Source organism: Pseudomonas sp. HC1(2025), from assembly GCF_058742075.1.
The window spans coordinates 2,993,298-3,011,154 of sequence record NZ_CP196017.1 but is presented as its reverse complement, the minus strand read 5'-3'; the positions used below and the strand labels follow the sequence as shown (position 1 = coordinate 3,011,154).

Here is a 17,857-nt window from a genome sequence, read left to right as displayed (position 1 = left end):
CTTACCGTTCGGCTAGTACCTGTACTGATGCACGATGACAGGGTACGGGTCACATGTTAGAGCAAGAAAATTCAACTTTTCGTGATTAACGTCATGTAAGGCGTGATTTTGAAAGGTGAATGAAAGATTGCAGTAGTGTTCGTCGCGGGGCTTGATCGCTAAACGCTGTATCGGTTAGGGTTTTATCGCGAAACGATACAAGGGTAGTGTCAAGATCTTGCTAGGGTTATGAGCAGCTCGCCCAAACTGTTGTTTCTAAATAACTTTAATGATTTTGACGCCAAGGAATAGTCATGGTCGTTACACCAGCCCTGCGTCGCTTGCTTGTGGTCGATCCCTGTGACGACTGCCACCAGTTATTGCCTGGTTTGCGGGCGGCTGGCTGGGATGTCGACAGCTGTGCCCTGGAGGCGCTGGGCGAGCGAACCTGTGATGTAGGGCTGTTGCGCCTGCAGCCTTTTCACCTGCAGCGGCCCGAAGCGGTCAAGGAACTGATCAGTCGCAGCGGCACCGAATGGATTGCCGTGCTCAGCCCCGAGATGCTGCGCCTGCAAAATGTTGGCGACTTTGTGTGCGAATGGTTTTTTGACTTCCATACCTTGCCGTTCGATGTGTCGCGCGTCCAGGTCACCCTGGGCCGCGCCTTTGGCATGGCGAGGCTAAGGGGCAAAGGCGTGACCCATGTGGACGAGCCGGAGCATGAGCTGTTGGGTGATAGCCGGCCGATCCGCGAGTTGCGCAAGCTGCTGGCGAAACTGGCGCCCACCGAGTCGCCGATTTTGATCCGTGGCGACAGCGGCACCGGCAAGGAACTGGTGGCCAAGACCCTGCACCGCCAATCCCAGCGCCACGCCAAGCCCTTTGTGGCGATCAATTGCGGGGCGATCCCCGAGCATTTGATCCAGTCCGAGCTGTTTGGCCATGAAAAGGGCGCATTCACCGGCGCCCATCAACGCAAGATCGGCCGCATCGAAGCGGCCAATGGCGGCACGCTGTTCCTCGATGAGATCGGTGACCTGCCGATGGAGTTGCAAGCCAACCTGTTGCGCTTTCTTCAGGAAAAGCATATCGAGCGGGTGGGTGGCAGCCAGCCGATCCCGGTGGATGTCAGGGTGCTGGCGGCGACTCACGTCGACCTGGAAGCGGCCATCGAGAAGGGCACCTTCCGTGAAGATTTGTACTACCGGCTCAATGTCCTGCAAGTGGTCACCGCACCGTTGCGCGAGCGGCATGGCGATGTGGGGATGCTGGCCAATCATTTTTCCAGGTTCTACAGCCAGGAGACCGGGCGCCGGCCGCGCAGTTTCAGCGAGGACGCGTTGGTCGCCATGGGCAAGCATGGTTGGCCGGGCAATGTACGCGAGCTGGCGAACCGGGTGCGGCGCGGCCTGGTGCTGGCCGAAGGGCGGCAAATCGAAGCGGCCGACCTGGGTTTGCAAAGCCAGCAGGCAATCGTGCTGCCCATGGCGACACTGGAAGACTACAAGCACCGCGCCGAACGCCAGGCGTTGTGCGATGTGCTGAACCGCCATAGCGACAACCTGAGCGTTGCCGCACGGGTGCTGGGGGTTTCCCGGCCGACTTTCTACCGGTTGCTGCACAAACACCAGATCCGCTAGGGCGGGTAAAAAAAGCCCCGTCGCGACCCTTATCGCGGCGGGGCTTTTCCTTTTCTCAAACTCACCATTCCCTGTAGGAGCGTTTAGAAGTAGTACGGGAATTTCAGGCTGAAGGTGAAGTCTGGTGCGTCATCGGTCATGCCGATAGCCAGGTTGGGCACGATGGTCAGGTTTTCGCTGGCGGCAATGGTCATGCCGACGTTGAAATACCCGGCATTGGCGTCACTGGACACAATCGACTGCCAATCACCGCCATCAGGCTTGAGCTTGCTCTTGCGCTGGATCAGGTCCGACACCGAGAACGACATACTCATGCGCTCGTTGAGGGCAAACGCCACGCCCACGCCCAACTGGAAGCTGTCGCCCAGGCGCACTTTGCCACCGATGTTCTGGTTGACGTCACTGCTGATGTCGTCAAACGAGCCCTCGAAATTGTGGGTGTAGGAAATCGAACCGAACAGCACGGCCGGGTCGAAGGTCTTGACCAGGGAGAGCCCCGGGGTGATCGACCATACGCCGTTGCCGGTGGGCAGGTTCTCCGGCACGTACAGGTTGTCGTTGGCCGTCGAGCGCACCAGCTTGATCCCGAAAGGCTCCTTGCCGGTGGGGGCTTTGACGCGGACCGACACCACGGCATCGGGCATCGTCGGCGATTCGTCGAGGAACTTGTAGGCAATCCCGAAGTTGACGTCGCCGATGGTCGGATCCCGGCTCACGCTCTCTTCGGAAGTGGCCTGCGGGTCACCGCCACTGGCGCCCCCGGACTGGTAGGTCGACTCGCGGTACACCACTGGCACGTTGACGTCGAACTGCCAGCGGTTGTCGAGGTTGTAGCGCCCGGTCAAGTCCAGGGTCCAGTTATCCGCCTTGATGCGGTCCAGGTTGATATTGCCGAGGAAGATCGAATCCAGCGCCAGGAACCCGTTGAGGGTCAACTGTCGGGCGTCGTAGCGGGCGTAGGTGATGCCGGTTTCAAAACTGAACTTGCCGTTGCCGAAGAAACCGCTGGCTTCGTTATACAAGTTGCTCACGCTTTGTGCTGGCTCTGAATCATCCTTGAGCGATTGCCCATAGGAACTGCCGCCGGCTGCAGCGCCCTTGCTGTCCTTGGCGCCGCTGGCCGCCACGGTGCTGCCGCTCTGCTTGAAGTCTGCCGGCGACTTGGCCAGGCGTTTGGGGGCTGGCGTCGCGGGCTGGTCTTCTACCTGGCGTACCCGTTGCTCGAGGACCGCCAGGGCCTTTTGTTGTACTTCGTAGCGCTGCTTGAGCTCCAGCAGTTCTTGTTTGAGGGTTTCGATATCCGCGTCTGGCGCTGCGTACAACAGACTCGCCGGCAAGAGCGTACTTAAACAGACAACGGCACGTAGTGATAACGATCGATGCATGAAATAAGCCGTCCTTTTCTAATGCGTAAGTGTCGAGGGTCAGCGTAGTTCAATAACCGAGTGTGCGTAGGCCCTTGAGTTGATCCAGATTGCAGTTCAATGCCCCGGCGCTCAGGCCATTGCTGCCAAGCGCGACATTGAGCTGGGTCATGTTATTGACGAAGTTGCTGTTGCCTTGCAAAACCGTGCCTTGCAGCACGTTGCCGGCGCCGATCTGCTGCAACGCATTACCCTGGTTGTTATGGGCTGCGATGGCCATTTGCACGCCGCCATTGTTGGCGGACACACTGACCCGGCCCGCCGCGCTGTCTGTGGTGAACGAGCCGCCCGCCATCAACGCATGCCCTGATTGCGCGACGTTGGCCGGCGACAGGCCGTTTTCACTGACATTGATCCCGACGTTGTTGTACGCCGTGTTGCCATCGCCTGCGGCGCGTACGGTCTGGGTCACGCCCTGGCCGCTGCCCAGCCCGGCGCCACCGACCACGGTGCCGGTGCCCGGGTCGCGGTTGGTGCCGTTACCCACCGAACCGGTGGATTGCACATAGAATTGCGGGGTGATCGTGGACGAGTCGATATGCATGTTGGCGCTCACCGTACTGGTGTCACCCGCCGCATTGGTCCAGGTGGTGCTCATGACAATGCCGAAACTGACAATCCGCCCCGGCATCACGAAGCGGCCGCGCAGTTCAGCCAGTTCCGCGTCGTTCATTTCAATGGGCTTGAACGCCGATGAGGCATAAGCAGGCATCGAGGCTGCCAGGCATAGGGCCGTGAGCCAACGGGAAGTGTTCATCATCTGCTCCTGGGGCATCCTGCCCCTTATGGCGCTTCTAGAAGAAGTCGCTCTGGATGAAACCGAAGTCCATCAGCTCGGCGTCGCCCACGGGCCGGAACTCGTTCATTTTGGTCTTGGCGGTCAACGGCGTGGGGGGATCGAGCAGGGCGTTGGTCTTGTCATAGCCTTCACCGAGTACGGCGAAGACGATGCCATTCCAGCCTGCGAGGAAGTCATCCCGCGAAAGGCGCTTGTTGCCCAGTACCGGATCGCCGATGTAGACCCAGTCTTTTTCAGCCCGCTGCATCACCACAAAGTGCTTGTAGCCACGGATCTCCACCAGCACCACCACCGGGATCTTCACCGTCAGCAGGGTGTCGGGTCCGATCTTGTAGCCCCGGGCGCGCATGCCGATGCTCTCCAGATAACGCTTCATGTCCAGCATGGAAAAGCCCTGGGTGCGTACCAGGTCCTGGTCAGCGTTGATCAGCATGCCCTTGATGATGTGTTCTTCATCCACGTCCAGCCAATAGGCCTGGCGCAGGATGGTAGCGAGTGCCGCAGCACCACAGCTGAAATCGGTTTTCTGTTCCACCAGGTTGGCGAACCGGCGTTCGCGGATGCTCTCGACCTTCTTGAAAATCACTGCACCGCCGGGCATGGCGGAAATCGCCATTTGCCCTGCCCACGAGGGGCCGGCGAGCAATAACAGAAGGCAAAGCGTCGCGAGGCGCATGATCATGACCTGATGGACACTGGAAATAAAAAGGGCCTTGTTGCCAAGGCCCCGTTGCATCAGAACGCCAGTTTGCTGCCAGTGCCCGCTGCGCAGACGGTGCAGCCGCTGCCCAGGGTGAGGGTGTTGCTTTGTTGGTTGCCCGAACCCGCTGCCACGTTCACGCCGATGTTGCCCGAGGCGTTGTTGGCGGAGTTGAGCAGGCCAGCGTTGTTGACCACATACTGAGGCTTGTAGCTGTGTTTGGAGGCCGCTTCGTTGAGGAAGTGGTTATCCAGGGACACTTGTTCGGTGTTCGAGGCAGCCGCGACGTTTTTGCCGTCAGCCGTCACGATTGCCAGGTTGTTTTTCTGTTGGTTGCCTTGACCGGCCGCCACGTTGACACCGACGTTGCCGGAGCTGTTGTTGGCCGAGTTGACCAGCGAAGCATTGTTTTGCGTGCCTTTGTTGGTGAACTTGTTGTCTTTGCTTTCTTGATAGATATCGGCCAAAGCGAAGGTACTTTTAATATCATCATCAGCGCTGCTGGTGATTGCCGCAGCGTTATCTTGCTGGTTGCCCGAACCCGCCGCGATGTTGGCGCCCAGGTTGCCTTTGCTGCTGCTCAGCGAACCGTTGGCCCCGGCGTTGTTGAGGGTCTTGGTGTCGTCGAACTTGTTGTCCTTGCTCACTTGGGTGTCGGTCACGGCAGCGGCCACGGTGCCGGTTGGCGCTGGGGTTGGTTTCCATTTTTCGGCAGGACCTGCCTGTGCAGCAACAGCCATGAGCGCAGCCAGAGCGAAAACCAGTGGTTTGAGAGCCATTGTAGGTTTCATGGTGTATCTCCTTGCTTCTAATTAGTTGGTTAAGTGTTGGTACGGTCTAACAAACACCTATCAAGGGGTTACTTGATAGTCACACCGAGGGTGTTAGCCATTCGGTTCCCCACCCCTGCACTCTGATTCACCTGTACCACTCCACGGCTGCCGGTGAAGGCCTGGTCGCTGGTAACGACCTGGCGGCTGCCAGTGGTAGAGGGGGATCGTGAGTCTGGTAACAACGTCATGTTCTGTTGCGACAGGACGCTGTCATCGATGCTTTGCGGACCTGTGCTGATCCGCACCGCATTGATCATCTGGTTATTGGCGCCGGCCGCCTGGTTGACGCCCAGGATGCCGTTGCCATTGCTAAATGAGCTGCCCTGGATCGCCGCGCTGGCGTTCAGGGCGGGATCAACCTTGCCGTCGAGTTTCTGGATCAGCGCCTCGCTGGCCTGGCCACCGAGGCTGATCGCCCGACTGTTGATCTGCTGTTGTTGATTGCCGGCGGCCTGGTTGACCGACAGCACACCGGTGTACTGCTTGCCGGTATTGTCGATCGAGGCCTGGTTGCTGCTGTCGGCCATGGTCGCCGAACAGCCGAGTACGCTGAGTAACAGCCACGCGCGATTCATGGCTGGACCCCCATCATCGCGCCAATGTTGTTGAGCGGTGCCAGGCCGCGCTCGATCGAGCCGCTGATCTGCCCGCCCAGGGTGTTGCCGCTGGCATGCCCGGCCGCGGCACCGGCGCCCAGGCCAGTCGAGCTGTTGCCCAGGGTATTGCTCAAGCCGGGGAGGTCGCCGTTAGGCAGGATGGCGCGGGTGATGGTCGAGCCGCTGCTGACACCGGCGAAATCGTTATCGCTGAGTTCGCTACCGGTAGCGCGCAGGATCTGTTGGCTGGGGTTGGCATTGGCGGTGGAAGGGTACGGGTCCTTGCCAAACGCAGGCCGGCCGACCATGAACCCTTGCACATTGCGACCTGTAACGATGATGCCGTCCTGCGCAGAGGCGGGCAGGCTCACACTGGCGCTGAGTACACAGCTGATCAGCAGTAGGCCTATGGAGCCTTGATTGAGAGTTGCCACGGCATCATTCCTTGTTCTATGACGCTGACCCTAAACAGCGCTGTAGGGAATAGAGCAGGAGCTGTGCCGTTTTTTATATTTGCAGCTTTTTCAAAGGCTTGGGATGTATGGCAGGGCGGGCAGGTGCAAAGGTGTATCAGCTATGAAACAGGACGCCAGCGGATGACCGGCACCTGGCATGGGCAGGCAGGGCGAAAGGGGTGTTTCAGCAGCGCAACACTATTGATGACCAATCGATGAATCCGCAGCCGCAGGGCGCTTGCGCGGCGGTGGGTGTTTCAAAAGTGGACATCATGGCGCGAGCAATCCCTTGGGGAGCGATTGCTGTTCAGCGTTTGGGAGTTTTGCGTGGGATCGAATTGAGCACGGTGTTGCCATCCTGGTTCTGGGTCAGGTAGACCGGCAGCACCTTGGGCAGGGAGGACACCAGATGGGTAACTTCATGGATATCGTAGATCCCGCCAATACGGATATTGCCGGTGCCGGTATCGGCCAGCATCACCGGTTTGCCCAGGTAGCGGTTGATCAGGGGCAAGGCATCTACCAGTGCCAGGTTGTCGAGGATCAACTTGCCCGTGCGCCAGGCCAGTGCCGGGTCGTGGGGGGAGAATGCCTGTAGCTGCGGTTGTGCATCACCACGGTTGTAGCTGGCCTGCATCCCGGGTGTGAGGTTCAGCCCGCTGTGGCTGGCATCGCTGGTGATCTTCACCGAGCCCTCCAGCAGCATGACCCGCACCTGCTCGTCATACTTCCAGACGTTGAACTGGGTGCCTGTCACACGGATCTGCCCGCTGCCGGCGCGCACCACAAACGGATGCTCGCGGTCGTGGCTGACGCTGAAGAAGGCCTCGCCTTTTTTCAGGGTCGCCCGGCGCTCGTTTTTATAGTTGCTGTAGACCAGCTCGGTGCCCAGGTTCAGTTCCACGACGCTGCCGTCGGCCAGTGTCACTTGGCGCAGGCCGTTTTCGGCGGCGTAATGCTCATAGGAACTGGGCAGCCACCCGGCCTCCCAGCCAGTGAAGGCGGCCAGGGGCAACGCCACCAGAGAGATGGCGGCAGCCACGGCATACTTGCGCCAGCGGCTGGGCGGTGGAACCAGCGCCAGGGGCGGGGCGGGTTCGTTACTGCGGGGCAAATGGTCGGCTACATCCCAGATTTCCAGCATGGCCGCATATTCGAACGCATGCAGGGGATGTGCGTCGTGCCATTGCTCGAACGCCTGGCGCTCGGCCTCTGTGCAATCAAAAGCGTGCAGGCGCATGCACCAATGCGCGGCGGCATCGGTGATTGCGTCGTAGTCAGCTTCTGAAAGGGGTTGCTCGGTCATTGGTGCTTCCTGATTTCCTACATTCTAACCTTCCCGGCAGGGTGCCGAGAACAGCCATCATGGCGAATGAGCATCAATGTGGAACTAATTCGGGGTCCAAACACCCTAAAAATCTGGATCTGTAAGTCATTCTCTCTAACGGAGTAAGAAAATGCTGAAGAAAACCCTCACCGCCATGCTTGCCACTGCCACCTTGCTCGGCGCTGGCGCCGCTCTGGCCGACAAACCCGGGGCAGGTTGGATCACCATCGAGAAAGCCATTGAAACCGCCAAGACCAAGGCCGGTTACATCGAGGTCTACCAGGCCGAAGCTGATAACGACGGTTACTGGGAAGTAAAAGGTCGCAAGGCTGACGGTATCGTTTATGAAGCACGCATCGACGGCGCCTCGGGCAATGTACTGCGCGATCAAAAGGACTGATCCCCGCGGGATCAGTCCAGCGATGCCCTTCGACTGGAGGGCACTGGGTCTAACTGACGTCCCAGGTTACTGATCATGAACGCCACCGAGTCGGCATTATCCAGCATGGTGTCGACTCGCCTTGCCAGGTTGCTCATGAAAATCCCCCTTGCGTTGCCCAAATTCGCGCCCCCGGTGGTGCGAAGTATCTGATCCCTGATGTACTCGGTATCTGAGGCTTGTCCGAAGTCGCTCCATAGCGTGCCGCTCACGTCCGCAAACTTGAATAGCTGGCCCACGGGTGTCCTGCGCGAGTAGCTTTGGGATTGCTGTTTTTTCAGGGCGCCAGACAGAGTGCGCCCGGCCTCTGTCAACGTCTCGATCAGGTCGGAAAACGGCGCCACGGAGTCCAGGTACGCTGCATCGGCTGTCTCAGCAACCACATGGCTCAACTCATGAATCAGCAGCGTCGCCCGCGCATGGGCCGCCCAGTCGAAATGGTCGGGCAGGCAGTTGTCATAAATGCTCAAAGGCGGTGCAAAAAAATGCTCGGACAAGTAAATCCGCCGATCAGGATCTTTATCGATAGTGAACCCCCAATTGCCGTGTGGGTCCGTTCGATGAGAACCGGCCACGAAACGCTTGGAATCAAGCGCGCTGAGCTTGGGGTCCAACAGCGCTGCCAGGATCAGATCGACGATACGATGCAGCTTTTGCACCAGGAGTGGATCAACCACTTGCGGGCCCTGATCGGTGTCGATATCAATGCCAAAGAACTCATTGACGAAGCGATGGATACGCGTGACCGGCGCTACCCCAGGCTCCAGCAAGGCCAGGTTCAACTTGCAGTTCTGCACATAAAAAGTTGCCAGGTCGATCGCCTCGACAATCATCCTGGCCCGATCAGGGCACAGTTGGCGAATGGCCCTCATCCCGACAGCCTCGATATTCATTGTCCTGCGCGCTGACGCCCGGATTTCCCTGCGATCCAGCAGGCGACCAAAAGCCTGGCCATAGCGTGCGATATTGCCGCGGGTGTCGATCGCCCATTGCCCGGCGCTGTTGCGATGTATGAAGGGGCCGTTTTGATCGGGTGTGCGAATGCGCCAGTCGTTCCCCAGAGACAGCGCCTTGTACACCTTGCCAGCCAACGGAATATAGGCGGCCCCTTGATGCTGGTAAGTACCGTTGAGCTCATTCTTGTTCATGTTCACCAGGGCCACATCACTCACTTCGCTGGGTGCAAGCTGGGTGCGTTGTGGGGCGGTGATGTCCAGTCCCGGCCATTTCACAAAGGTCTGCGGCGCAGCCTGGGGCGTTTGCTGCTCGGGATCGAAGAGCAATGACTGCGCGTCGTGCAATTGCTGAGCCAGTGACGCCATTTGCGCAATGCCTTCGATAAACGTCTGTAAGGCCCGGCGCCAATGATGGTCTTGCAATGCTTCGGCGGAGTCCATGAACAACGAAATGCTGCGCCAGATATTCCACGGCAGCGCCAGCTTGCCAGGCAGCAAACTCAGCACACTCTCGGCAGAACCGCTGAGCACCTGCTTGACGGTTTCCCATTCGGCCTGCGCCCCTTCGACCCATTGGACGCCGAGCCACTTGAGGAGCAGTTGCCGATTGTCGTCGAACAGCTGGCTGAACAGGTTGCCCTGGATTGGATTGAAGTCCAGGGTGATTTCCGAATCTCTCCCCAGCGTGCTGGCCAGCAGATTGCGATAGGTCGCGTCCTGAGGCGCGGCCAAGCGATTGAGGACGCAGTCTTGCAAGGCACCCGGCAGGTTCAGGGCTTCAAGAAACTGCGCTTCGCTTTCAAACTCGGTAAAGCTCAGTGTCGGGTGATAGGGTGCATACAACACCTGGATCCCCTCGCGTCCTGCGCTAATAAGGTAGAGGCCGAGCACGGGCGCGCGCGTGGCACCGGCCGTGGCTAGCAGCTCAAGCGGCCTGATGATAGCGCTCGCGCCTGCAACCGACGCGCGGGCAATCGCGTCTGGCATGTCGACAACCTGTTGGATCAGGTCCAAGCCTCGGTCTGACAGGCGCTCCTGTAATTTCAGGGCATGGGCATGCTGCAGCAGCTGCCACGGCAGTTGCTGGCTGAAGTCCCTGCGCCGCTGCTCGATTCCGGGCGCACCGCCAGCCAGGTGTCGCGCCAGGTAGGTGTGGTAGTCATCGTGGATTTTCAACTGGGTCAGCATCTGGCGCACCACGGTTTCCGTAAGGTCGGCAGACGTGCAGACCACATCGAACCTGGCACTTTGCAGGCTGGCGGGGTTCATGGCGAAATCCAGCAGGCTCTGGCGTAGCCCTGCCAGGGCCAGCTTGGGAACGATCTGCACCCCATCGGCAAACAGCGAGTAATCGACGAGCATTTCGTTAAGGCGATCCGACACATGCTGGCGCAATGACCGGAGCTCATAAAGATAGTCCCGGCCATGCAACGTACTGACGCGATATTGCTCGAGAATCTCCGCGTGGCGTCTTTGTTCCCTGGCCGGCGCGGCCCCGAGCCTGTCGGGCAGCGAATGCCTGAGTTCAGCCCAGCGGGCGATATCGATAGCGCGCTGCAGATTATTGGCCGGCAGTTGGCGCTGCACCTCGCCGAGCGCCTGGACCAATGACTGGGCATTGGTCTTGAACGCCAGAGTGTGTTGGCGCTGGGCGATGTGTTGATCGATCCACGATCGCTGGCACCTATGCAGCACCGGTTCTCTGATTGATTGAAGCGGTCCCAGCTCATAGCGTTGATGGGGGAGCCGCTTAAGCGCGTCCAGGTTTTCCAGCAGGCTCAGGCGTAGGGCCGAGTCGTTCAGCCGGTGCGCCAATGCGTCGCGCAGGTAACTGATCGTAGTAAAGGCTTCCACGCCGGTGGCGGGCGTCCACAACAACGCATGTCCGGAGTGATGCTGATCAAGCCCGCCGCGCTCGGTCAGCACAAAACAGTTGGCCAATTGACGCAAGGTGGTTTGGCCTTTCGCCAGCAGCGAGAGGGTGAAGGCTTCGGGTGTGAAGCCGTTCAAGGTCAGAGGCTGGCGTGTGCTGGTGTTGTCCGGTTTGAGGACGGCCCGCAGGATGCCGACATCACGTTCGTCCAGGGTTTTATCGAGCAGTCTGAGACTAGCCTCTTCAAGAATCCCCACTGCCATGCTGTGTGCCAGCGTGGGGATCAATGCCTCCAGGCCCGCGCGGGGAGTCTGGGCGACGGCCTGGAGGTTTAGCACGAGCAACCACTGGGTGAGCATGCTATTGAGTCGAGCAATGCTCAGTTCCGGCCGTTTTGCTGCCAGGCCGTGGTTCCGTGGCCCGTACACGCCGTACTGCGCAGAGTCAGGAATGGCCTGTGCCTCTCCCTTCAGCCGGGCGATGCAATGGGCCAGGATGCTCTGGCTGGCTTGGGGCGTCCGGCGTTCCTGAGCGTCGGCATGGGTGGCATAGCGGCTGATGTAGAGGTTTGCCGGATCCAGGGCGATCCCGGCAGAGAGGTTGAAGGTGCGGCGCAGTTGGTCGGTAATCAGCGTCTCAAGATTGGGAATCCGCGCTATCAGATCGCCCTGTGCGTTGACCAGGCTGTGCAGTTTGCGGATTGTCAGTCGCGCCCTTTCAGCGGGTACCGAAGGTGGCGATGGGTGAGTGCTCCAGCGACCCTTGGCATCCAGTCCCAGTAGACGATGGTCAAGCATGGCACGGATATCCAGGCCGTGATCAAGCAGGGCATAGGCATTGACCGTCCCCAGGTTACGCCGGTAGATATCCAGGCAATACTCGAGGTTCTGCCGCTGCTTGTTGATGATGCCTTCAAACAAGGTGTTGAATACCGGCCCATTGATAGAGGCCGAACTGATCTGTGGATGTTTAAAACCTATGAACCGCGCCCGTTCCTCCAATCCCAGGAAGCCGAAAAAATCATCTTCATGCCCCCTCGCCTGGGCCATTGCCTTGAGCGTTGCCTGCAAGTCGTCATAGCTTGCAAGTACTTGCAAGCCCTTGGATTGGGTGTAGAGACAGTTAAGGCTATCGGTAATCACCAGCGTACTGGCCAACTCGACAAAATGGGGTGGGTACTCCCATAGCCGGACTTTCTCGATAGGGATTGTTCCCCGGCGGTTGCCCTCCAGGTAAAGCGCTTGCAATTCTTGCCACTGTTGCGCCGAAATCACATCCTCCTGGCGCTTGAACAGCAGATCGACCCTGGATTTATCGCTCATCGCCTGGGCGAAGTACTCGCGCCTCGACTGCCCGGGATGGATGTCAGCGTTCCAGTAGGTCTCTATTGAGTTGAGGAGGAACAGATGTAGCTGGCGCGAGGCTTGTTTCAGCCCCTCTTCCCACAGTGTGTTGGTGCCCTGGGTCGCTGCCACCTCAGGGTTCACGAACTCCCGGCGCAGGCCTACGGGCCAGGACTGCTGGCGATAAAACAACAGCAGGGCATCGCGCAGGCGCAGCGCGTCGACCCAGCGGTCCTGCTCCGTAGGGGAGGCCGCCAGGGCATACAAAAAGACATGGGTCTTGTGTTGATCAGCGTTGGGAAAGGCTTTGCGCAACGTGCTGTTCAGCAGTTGGTCCAGCAACGTCTCCAATAACGGCAACTGGCCCAATTGATCGAGCATTGCCTGCACATTCAGTTGTTGGTAACGCTCGATGCAGGCTTTTTGTTCGTCGAATACGTTGCCCTCGATCAGTTGCCGAGTGAGCGTAGAACCGGCCGCAAAGCTGAAATCTGCGCGTTGGCCAATGGACAGGAAATGCAATAGCTCGCCACGTTTGTGCTCATCGCCCAGCCTGGTTTCCAGTGCTTGCGACAATTGCCCGTAATCACTGAATTTCTCCAGTCCGGTCTGCGGGCCATAGAAAAAAACCGCGCTGTAGTCGCCCTCGGAACCCATCGCGAATGCCCCGGCCAGTTCAATCGGTTCCTTGCCTGGGCAGTTGAGCAGCAAGCGCTCGGCGATCATCGGCGGGGATTGCGCTTTACGCCCGGTGGCGCTGGCAAAGAACAGATTGCGCAGAAACTGGCGATCCTGGTCGCAGATATTGCGCTGGCGTTCGCGCTCACTCAGGCGCTTGGCCAGGCGCATGGCCTCGGGGAAAAAGTAGGGGAGTTGCAGGTCGTCCATCGCAAAGGCTCGGTGCAGGTTATAGAAGGCATCGAGCCTAGGCGTGGCGGGCATCCGCAGGGCCCTAAATAAATAGGCTTGAAACCGCAGCGGTGGTTGACAGCTCACTTGTCACGCGTTGTTAATCAAGCAGCTGAATCCAGCAGGCTGTTGCCCCTTCCAATAACAATTCTGGAGCTTCAGATGTCAGCCACTCCCATTACCGCAGTGAATACTTCAATCGGCTTCACTGAACTTGTGACTCTACTCAAGGCTATTTTTACCCGTCATGGGGCCTCGCATGAGGTTGCCAGCGTACTGGCCGACAACTGCGCCCGCGCCGAGCAGGATGGGGCTCATAGCCATGGGGTGTTTCGCATACCGGGCTATGTCTCGACCCTGGACAGCGGCTGGGTCAATGGCCAGGCGGTGCCGCTGGTCGAGGATGTTGCCTCGGGCTTCGTGCGGGTAGACGCCGCCAATGGGTTTGCCCAACCGGCCTTGGCTGCCGCCCGCCCATTATTGGTGGCAAAAGCCCGCTGCGCCGGGATCGCCGTACTCGCGATTCGTAATTCTCATCACTTTGCCGCCCTGTGGCCGGATGTCGAACCGTTTGCCGAAGAAGGCCTGGTCGCCCTGAGTGTGGTCAATAGCATGACCTGCGTGGTGCCCCACGGTGCGGATCGGCCCTTGTTCGGCACCAATCCCATCGCGTTTGCCGCCCCACGCGCAGATGGGCCGCCGATTGTGTTTGACCTGGCCACCAGCGCCATTGCCCATGGCGATGTGCAGATCGCCGCGGGCAAGGGCGAACGGGTGCCGCCGGGCACCGGTGTCGACAGCCTGGGCCAGCCGACCCAGGACCCCAGGGCGATCCTCGAAGGCGGTGCGTTGTTGCCGTTTGGCGGGCACAAGGGCTCGGCGTTGTCGATGATGGTCGAGCTGCTGGCGGGGGCCTTGACCGGGGGGAATTTTTCGTTTGAATTCGACTGGTCCAACCACCCCGGCGCCAAGACGCCCTGGACCGGCCAGTTGCTGATCGTGATCGACCCGAGCAAAACCGCCGGGCAAGACTTCGCCCAACGCAGCCAGGAATTAGTGCGGCAGATGCATGCGGCGGGGCTGCGGCGTTTGCCAGGCGACCGGCGTCATCGCGCACGGGACAAGGCCGCGCTGGAAGGGATTATGTTGGATGGGGATGAGCTGGCGCGGTTGCGCGCGTTGGCGCAAGGCTGATGGCGGGCGCGGGCTGAGCCGCGCCAGCCGTGTTGTCGATCAGTTGCGACGGCCCAGCAGCAGGCCCACTACCAGGCCGAAGCCTGCGGAAATCGCCACGGTCTGCCAAGGGTGGCCACCGATGTAGGTTTCGGTAGCATCCACCACCGGCTTGCTGCGCTCGCGCACGCTGGATACCGAGTCCAGGGCCTGCTTGAGCTTGATCGCGACCTGTTCGCGCAGGGTTTCACCTTCTTCTCCCACCAGCGACGCGCTGCTCTTGAGCAGTTTGTCGGATTCTTCGATCAGGGCCTGGAGTTCGCTGAACGCCTGGTCCTTGATTTGCTCTTCGACAGCTTGGGCGGCGGTTTTACGGGCCATTGAGTAGCTCCTTGCGGGGTAAGTGGGCAGTGAACAATGGAGTCTTGCAGCACGGCAAAAGTTGCAGTTTTTTTTCGTGGGTTACTGAGTCTATGCAAAATCCGAATTCGGACCTTTCCACCTACAGTGTAAGATGTCACCTATTTGTGCAGCAGGTAATTCCACATGAGCTTCAATCTGGCCAACAAGCCCTTAGCCGAGCGTGCGGCGCTTGAAGATGAAAAGTCCCGTCTGTATGACTTGTGGCAAAGCAACCTGGGCAAGGCCAAGGGCGAGGGCGCGCGACTGTTTGGCGAGCGCGCCAAGCGCAAGGGCAAATGGGCCGAATGGGTGCGTTCGGAACTGGACGGTATGTCGCCACCGGAATTTGCCAACATGGTACGCAGCGAAGTCAACCGCCTGATGGCCGCCAAGTAGGCCTGGCTGGCCGGTGCCTACAGCTGTTGTTTGAGCCACTCTTCGCGGGTGATTTCCCAGATGTCCTTGGGGAACGCCCCCTCCACGAACTGTCCTTCTTGCGTGCGGATCAAGCGCATCCCGGTTTTTTCGCTAAGCCTGCGTGAGCCCAGGTTCGGCGCCGCCTTGGGCACCCGCAGCACGGGTCGCCCAAGCACCTTGAACCAATACGCGGTCACTGCCGCGCTGGCTTCGCTCATCAACCCCTGGCCCTGCCATTGCGGCCCGAGCCAGAAGCCACGGTTGTTGTCTTGCTCATCCATCAGGCTCACGTTGCCGATCAACCGTTCGGGCGTCTCGCGCAGGCGGATCGACCAATGCCACTCGCGCCCCTGGGCCATGGCAGGCAAAGCCACCTGTTCCAGGTAGCTGCGCGCACCGTCGGCCGGGTAGGGCCAGGGCACCAGGGCATTGAGGTAGCGCACCACTTCCCAGTGGGGAAACTGCTGCTGTATGCCCTCGGCATCGTCCAGGGTCAGCGGCTGCAGGATCAGGCGTTCGGTGTACAGGGTAGGCAAGGTGTTCATGCTATTTACCAAGTCACGGTGTTGGGCAGGTCCAGGGTACCGCGATCGACAAAGCGCATCGTGCCAAACAACCCGCCTGCCAGCTTGCCGCGCAGTACATAGGGCAGGTTGTTCAAACTCTGGGTCTGGCTCAGGCCCAGGGTCTGGCGCAATACCGAAAACGCTGAAACGCTGACCGGGACGGTCAGAACCGTCTCGGAGAAGCGCGGGATGGATCCCTGTTGATCAGCGACCCCAGCCGCCAGCGGCCGGCCATTGACCTCCAGGTCCAGGGCCACGCCGTTGTAGTCGATGGCCGTGTCGTTGGGGTTCTGCACCCGCAGCTTGATTGCAAAGCGCACTTCCAGGTCCTGGCTTTGCAGCGGCTCGATGCCCACCACATTGATATGCAGCGGGTCACGGTTGGGGAACAAGGCGCAGGCGCTCAGGCTGAGCAATATCAAAGACAGGGTCAGGCCGATCAATCTGCGCATAAGGGTTCCTATTTGGTCGGTTCCGGGTCCTGCATCACTTTGAGGGTAGAGGCTTCCGGGTCAAATTCATCTTCTTCCAGCTCTATGAACTCTTCAGGCAGGAAAATGTTCAGCAGGATCGCACAGAACGCACCCACGGTAATCGGCGACTCGAAGATGTTATGCAAGGCCTTGGGCAGTTCGCGCAGCACTTCCGGCACCGCCGCCACGCCCAGGCCCATGCCCAGGGAAATCGCCACGATCAGCACATTGCGCCGATGCAGCCCGGCCTCGGCAAGGATCTTGATCCCGGCCACCGCCACCGTACCGAACATGATCAGGGTCGCGCCGCCCAGCACCGGCTTGGGCATCAGTTGCAGTACCGCGCCAATCATCGGGAACAGGCCCAGCAACACCAGCAGGCCGGCAATGAAATACGCCACATAGCGGCTGGCCACGCCGGTCAACTGGATCACCCCGTTGTTCTGCGCGAAGGTCACCATCGGCAGGCTGTTGAAGGTAGCGGCCATCACCGAGTTCAGGCCGTCCGCCAGCAGGCCGGACTTGATGCGCTTGATATACAGCGGGCCCTTGACCGGCTGCTGGGAAATCATCGAGTTGGCGGTCAGGTCACCAGCCGCTTCCAGGGGCGAAATCAGGAAGATCACCGCCACCGGGATAAACGCCACCCAGTCGAACGAGAACCCGTACTTGAACGGCACCGGCACGCTGATCAGCGGCACCTGGGGCAATGCCGCCAAGTCGACGCGCCCCAGCCACCAGGCCACCACAAACCCCAATGTCAGGCCGATGACAATCGAACCCAGGCGCAGGAACGGGTTATTGAAGCGGTTGAGCACCACGATGGTCAGCAGCACCAGGGCTGCGAGCCCCATATTGCCCGCTGCGCCCAGGTCCGCGGCACCGTAGCCGCCTGCCATGTCGGTCACGGCGACCTTGATCAGCGACAGGCCCATCAAGGTGATGATGGTGCCGGTCACCACCGGGGTGATCAGCTTGCGCAATTTGCCGATGAACTGGCTGAGCACCACTTCGATAAATGCGGCGAAGAAGCAGATGCCGAAGATCGTCGAGAGAATCTCCTCGGTGCCGCCGCCCCGGGCCTTGACCATGAAGCCGGCACTGAGGATCACGCTGATAAAGGAAAAGCTGGTGCCTTGCAGGCACAGCAAGCCCGAACCCACCGGGCCGAAGCGTCGCGCCTGGACAAAGGTGCCCAGGCCGGAGACGAACAGCGCCATGCTGACCAGGTAGGGCACTTCGCTTTCCAGGCCCAGTACGCCGCCGACGATCAGGGTCGGGGTAATGATCCCGACGAAGCTGGCGAGCACATGCTGCAGGGCGGCAAAAATCGCCGCCGTGAAGTGCGGACGGTCTTCCAGACCATAGATCAGGTCCGATTTATAACGGGGGCGGGGGGCTTGAGCGTCAGACAAGATACGTGCTCGGGTCAGAAAATGGAGGCGCAGGATGCCAGAAAGCGCCCACTGTCAAAAGTGTGAAAATATATTTCTCCGGTTTGTGCAAAAAGCCTCAAGCCGGCCGATACCTCTTATAGGCCCACACAACCCTTA

The 17,857-nt window shown here is 59.8% G+C and carries 16 protein-coding genes; 4 read left to right on the top strand and 12 right to left on the bottom strand.

What is annotated here, in order from left to right; translation table 11 throughout:
- Positions 1-293: 293 nt before the first annotated feature.
- Positions 294-1,619 (top strand): sigma-54 dependent transcriptional regulator, encoded by a 1,326-nt coding sequence (locus ACSSVH_RS13510; protein WP_169951915.1) that lies wholly within the window; start codon positions 294-296, stop codon positions 1,617-1,619.
- 83 nt (positions 1,620-1,702) lie between these two features.
- Here ACSSVH_RS13510 and fapF read toward each other — a convergent pair whose 3' ends face one another.
- The 7 genes from fapF to ACSSVH_RS13475 all read right to left on the bottom strand — a co-directional run bounded on the left by fapF (position 1,703) and on the right by ACSSVH_RS13475 (position 7,732).
- Positions 1,703-3,004 carry a fibril amyloid transporter FapF gene (fapF, locus tag ACSSVH_RS13505; RefSeq protein ID WP_169951912.1) on the bottom strand — a complete coding sequence of 434 codons (1,302 nt, stop codon included), beginning with the start codon at positions 3,002-3,004 and terminating at the stop codon, positions 1,703-1,705.
- Positions 3,005-3,053: 49 nt separating this feature from the next.
- Positions 3,054-3,800, bottom strand: a complete 747-nt coding sequence (fapE, locus tag ACSSVH_RS13500) for a fibril amyloid subunit FapE (protein WP_492633306.1) — start codon at positions 3,798-3,800, stop codon at positions 3,054-3,056.
- A 37-nt stretch (positions 3,801-3,837) separates the two neighbouring features.
- Positions 3,838-4,518 carry a fibril amyloid maturation endopeptidase FapD gene (gene fapD / locus ACSSVH_RS13495; protein ID WP_170041332.1) on the bottom strand — a complete coding sequence of 227 codons (681 nt, stop codon included), beginning with the start codon at positions 4,516-4,518 and terminating at the stop codon, positions 3,838-3,840.
- 59 nt (positions 4,519-4,577) lie between these two features.
- Positions 4,578-5,282 (bottom strand): amyloid-like fimbrin subunit FapC, encoded by a 705-nt coding sequence (gene fapC / locus ACSSVH_RS13490; protein ID WP_492633305.1) that lies wholly within the window; start codon positions 5,280-5,282, stop codon positions 4,578-4,580.
- 119 nt (positions 5,283-5,401) lie between these two features.
- Entirely contained in the window at positions 5,402-5,950 is a 549-nt protein-coding gene (gene fapB, locus ACSSVH_RS13485; protein WP_492633304.1) for a fibril amyloid subunit FapB, read from the bottom strand.
- Positions 5,947-6,405 carry a fibril amyloid chaperone protein FapA gene (fapA, locus tag ACSSVH_RS13480; RefSeq protein ID WP_169951899.1) on the bottom strand — a complete coding sequence of 153 codons (459 nt, stop codon included), beginning with the start codon at positions 6,403-6,405 and terminating at the stop codon, positions 5,947-5,949. The genes fapB and fapA overlap by 4 nt, the downstream gene beginning before the upstream one ends.
- Before the next feature lie 328 nt (positions 6,406-6,733).
- Complete coding sequence (locus tag ACSSVH_RS13475; RefSeq protein WP_170057276.1) at positions 6,734-7,732, bottom strand: FecR family protein; 999 nt, start codon at positions 7,730-7,732, stop codon at positions 6,734-6,736.
- Between the two features lie 151 nt (positions 7,733-7,883).
- On the opposite strand from ACSSVH_RS13475, the gene ACSSVH_RS13470 reads away from it, so the two are divergent.
- Positions 7,884-8,153 carry a PepSY domain-containing protein gene (locus ACSSVH_RS13470; RefSeq protein ID WP_169951895.1) on the top strand — a complete coding sequence of 90 codons (270 nt, stop codon included), beginning with the start codon at positions 7,884-7,886 and terminating at the stop codon, positions 8,151-8,153.
- An 11-nt stretch (positions 8,154-8,164) separates the two neighbouring features.
- Here the strand turns inward: ACSSVH_RS13470 and ACSSVH_RS13465 are convergent, their stop codons facing one another.
- On the bottom strand, positions 8,165-13,306 hold the full coding sequence (locus tag ACSSVH_RS13465) for a dermonecrotic toxin domain-containing protein (RefSeq protein ID WP_492633303.1): 5,142 nt from the start codon (positions 13,304-13,306) through the stop codon (positions 8,165-8,167).
- A 129-nt stretch (positions 13,307-13,435) separates the two neighbouring features.
- On the opposite strand from ACSSVH_RS13465, the gene ACSSVH_RS13460 reads away from it, so the two are divergent.
- Positions 13,436-14,467: an Ldh family oxidoreductase gene (locus tag ACSSVH_RS13460; protein WP_492633302.1), complete on the top strand. Its 1,032-nt coding sequence runs from the start codon at positions 13,436-13,438 to the stop codon at positions 14,465-14,467.
- 39 nt (positions 14,468-14,506) lie between these two features.
- Here ACSSVH_RS13460 and ACSSVH_RS13455 read toward each other — a convergent pair whose 3' ends face one another.
- The gene (locus ACSSVH_RS13455) at positions 14,507-14,827 is read right to left on the bottom strand and encodes an ElaB/YgaM/YqjD family protein (RefSeq protein WP_169951888.1); all 321 of its coding nucleotides are present in this window, start codon (positions 14,825-14,827) and stop codon (positions 14,507-14,509) included.
- A gap of 165 nt (positions 14,828-14,992) precedes the next feature.
- Here ACSSVH_RS13455 and ACSSVH_RS13450 point away from each other — a divergent pair, with 165 nt between their 5' ends.
- Positions 14,993-15,244 (top strand): hypothetical protein, encoded by a 252-nt coding sequence (locus ACSSVH_RS13450; protein WP_038441493.1) that lies wholly within the window; start codon positions 14,993-14,995, stop codon positions 15,242-15,244.
- A 17-nt stretch (positions 15,245-15,261) separates the two neighbouring features.
- Here ACSSVH_RS13450 and ACSSVH_RS13445 read toward each other — a convergent pair whose 3' ends face one another.
- The 3 genes from ACSSVH_RS13445 to ACSSVH_RS13435 are packed head-to-tail and all read right to left on the bottom strand — an operon-like array spanning position 15,262 to position 17,719.
- A complete protein-coding gene (locus ACSSVH_RS13445; RefSeq protein ID WP_492633301.1) occupies positions 15,262-15,810 on the bottom strand; it encodes a GNAT family N-acetyltransferase in 549 nt (182 codons plus the stop codon).
- Positions 15,811-15,815: 5 nt separating this feature from the next.
- A complete protein-coding gene (locus ACSSVH_RS13440; RefSeq protein ID WP_170041338.1) occupies positions 15,816-16,283 on the bottom strand; it encodes an LEA/WHy family protein in 468 nt (155 codons plus the stop codon).
- An 8-nt stretch (positions 16,284-16,291) separates the two neighbouring features.
- Complete coding sequence (locus ACSSVH_RS13435; RefSeq protein ID WP_169951882.1) at positions 16,292-17,719, bottom strand: nucleobase:cation symporter-2 family protein; 1,428 nt, start codon at positions 17,717-17,719, stop codon at positions 16,292-16,294.
- Positions 17,720-17,857 lie beyond the last annotated feature (138 nt).

Excerpts from the sequence above, each read along its gene's own strand:
- ACSSVH_RS13510 (WP_169951915.1), top strand. The coding sequence starts at position 294 with ATGGTCGTTACACCAGCCCTGCGTCGCTTGCTTGTGGTCGATCCCTGT.
- fapF (WP_169951912.1), bottom strand. The coding sequence starts at position 3,004 with ATGCATCGATCGTTATCACTACGTGCCGTTGTCTGTTTAAGTACGCTC.
- fapE (WP_492633306.1), bottom strand. The coding sequence starts at position 3,800 with ATGAACACTTCCCGTTGGCTCACGGCCCTATGCCTGGCAGCCTCGATG.
- fapD (WP_170041332.1), bottom strand. The coding sequence starts at position 4,518 with ATGCGCCTCGCGACGCTTTGCCTTCTGTTATTGCTCGCCGGCCCCTCG.
- fapC (WP_492633305.1), bottom strand. The coding sequence starts at position 5,282 with ATGGCTGTTGCTGCACAGGCAGGTCCTGCCGAAAAATGGAAACCAACC.
- fapB (WP_492633304.1), bottom strand. The coding sequence starts at position 5,950 with ATGAATCGCGCGTGGCTGTTACTCAGCGTACTCGGCTGTTCGGCGACC.
- ACSSVH_RS13475 (WP_170057276.1), bottom strand. The coding sequence starts at position 7,732 with ATGACCGAGCAACCCCTTTCAGAAGCTGACTACGACGCAATCACCGAT.
- ACSSVH_RS13470 (WP_169951895.1), top strand. The coding sequence starts at position 7,884 with ATGCTGAAGAAAACCCTCACCGCCATGCTTGCCACTGCCACCTTGCTC.
- ACSSVH_RS13465 (WP_492633303.1), bottom strand. The coding sequence starts at position 13,306 with ATGCCCGCCACGCCTAGGCTCGATGCCTTCTATAACCTGCACCGAGCC.
- ACSSVH_RS13460 (WP_492633302.1), top strand. The coding sequence starts at position 13,436 with ATGTCAGCCACTCCCATTACCGCAGTGAATACTTCAATCGGCTTCACT.
- ACSSVH_RS13455 (WP_169951888.1), bottom strand. The coding sequence starts at position 14,827 with ATGGCCCGTAAAACCGCCGCCCAAGCTGTCGAAGAGCAAATCAAGGAC.
- ACSSVH_RS13450 (WP_038441493.1), top strand. The coding sequence starts at position 14,993 with ATGAGCTTCAATCTGGCCAACAAGCCCTTAGCCGAGCGTGCGGCGCTT.
- ACSSVH_RS13445 (WP_492633301.1), bottom strand. The coding sequence starts at position 15,810 with ATGAACACCTTGCCTACCCTGTACACCGAACGCCTGATCCTGCAGCCG.
- ACSSVH_RS13440 (WP_170041338.1), bottom strand. The coding sequence starts at position 16,283 with ATGCGCAGATTGATCGGCCTGACCCTGTCTTTGATATTGCTCAGCCTG.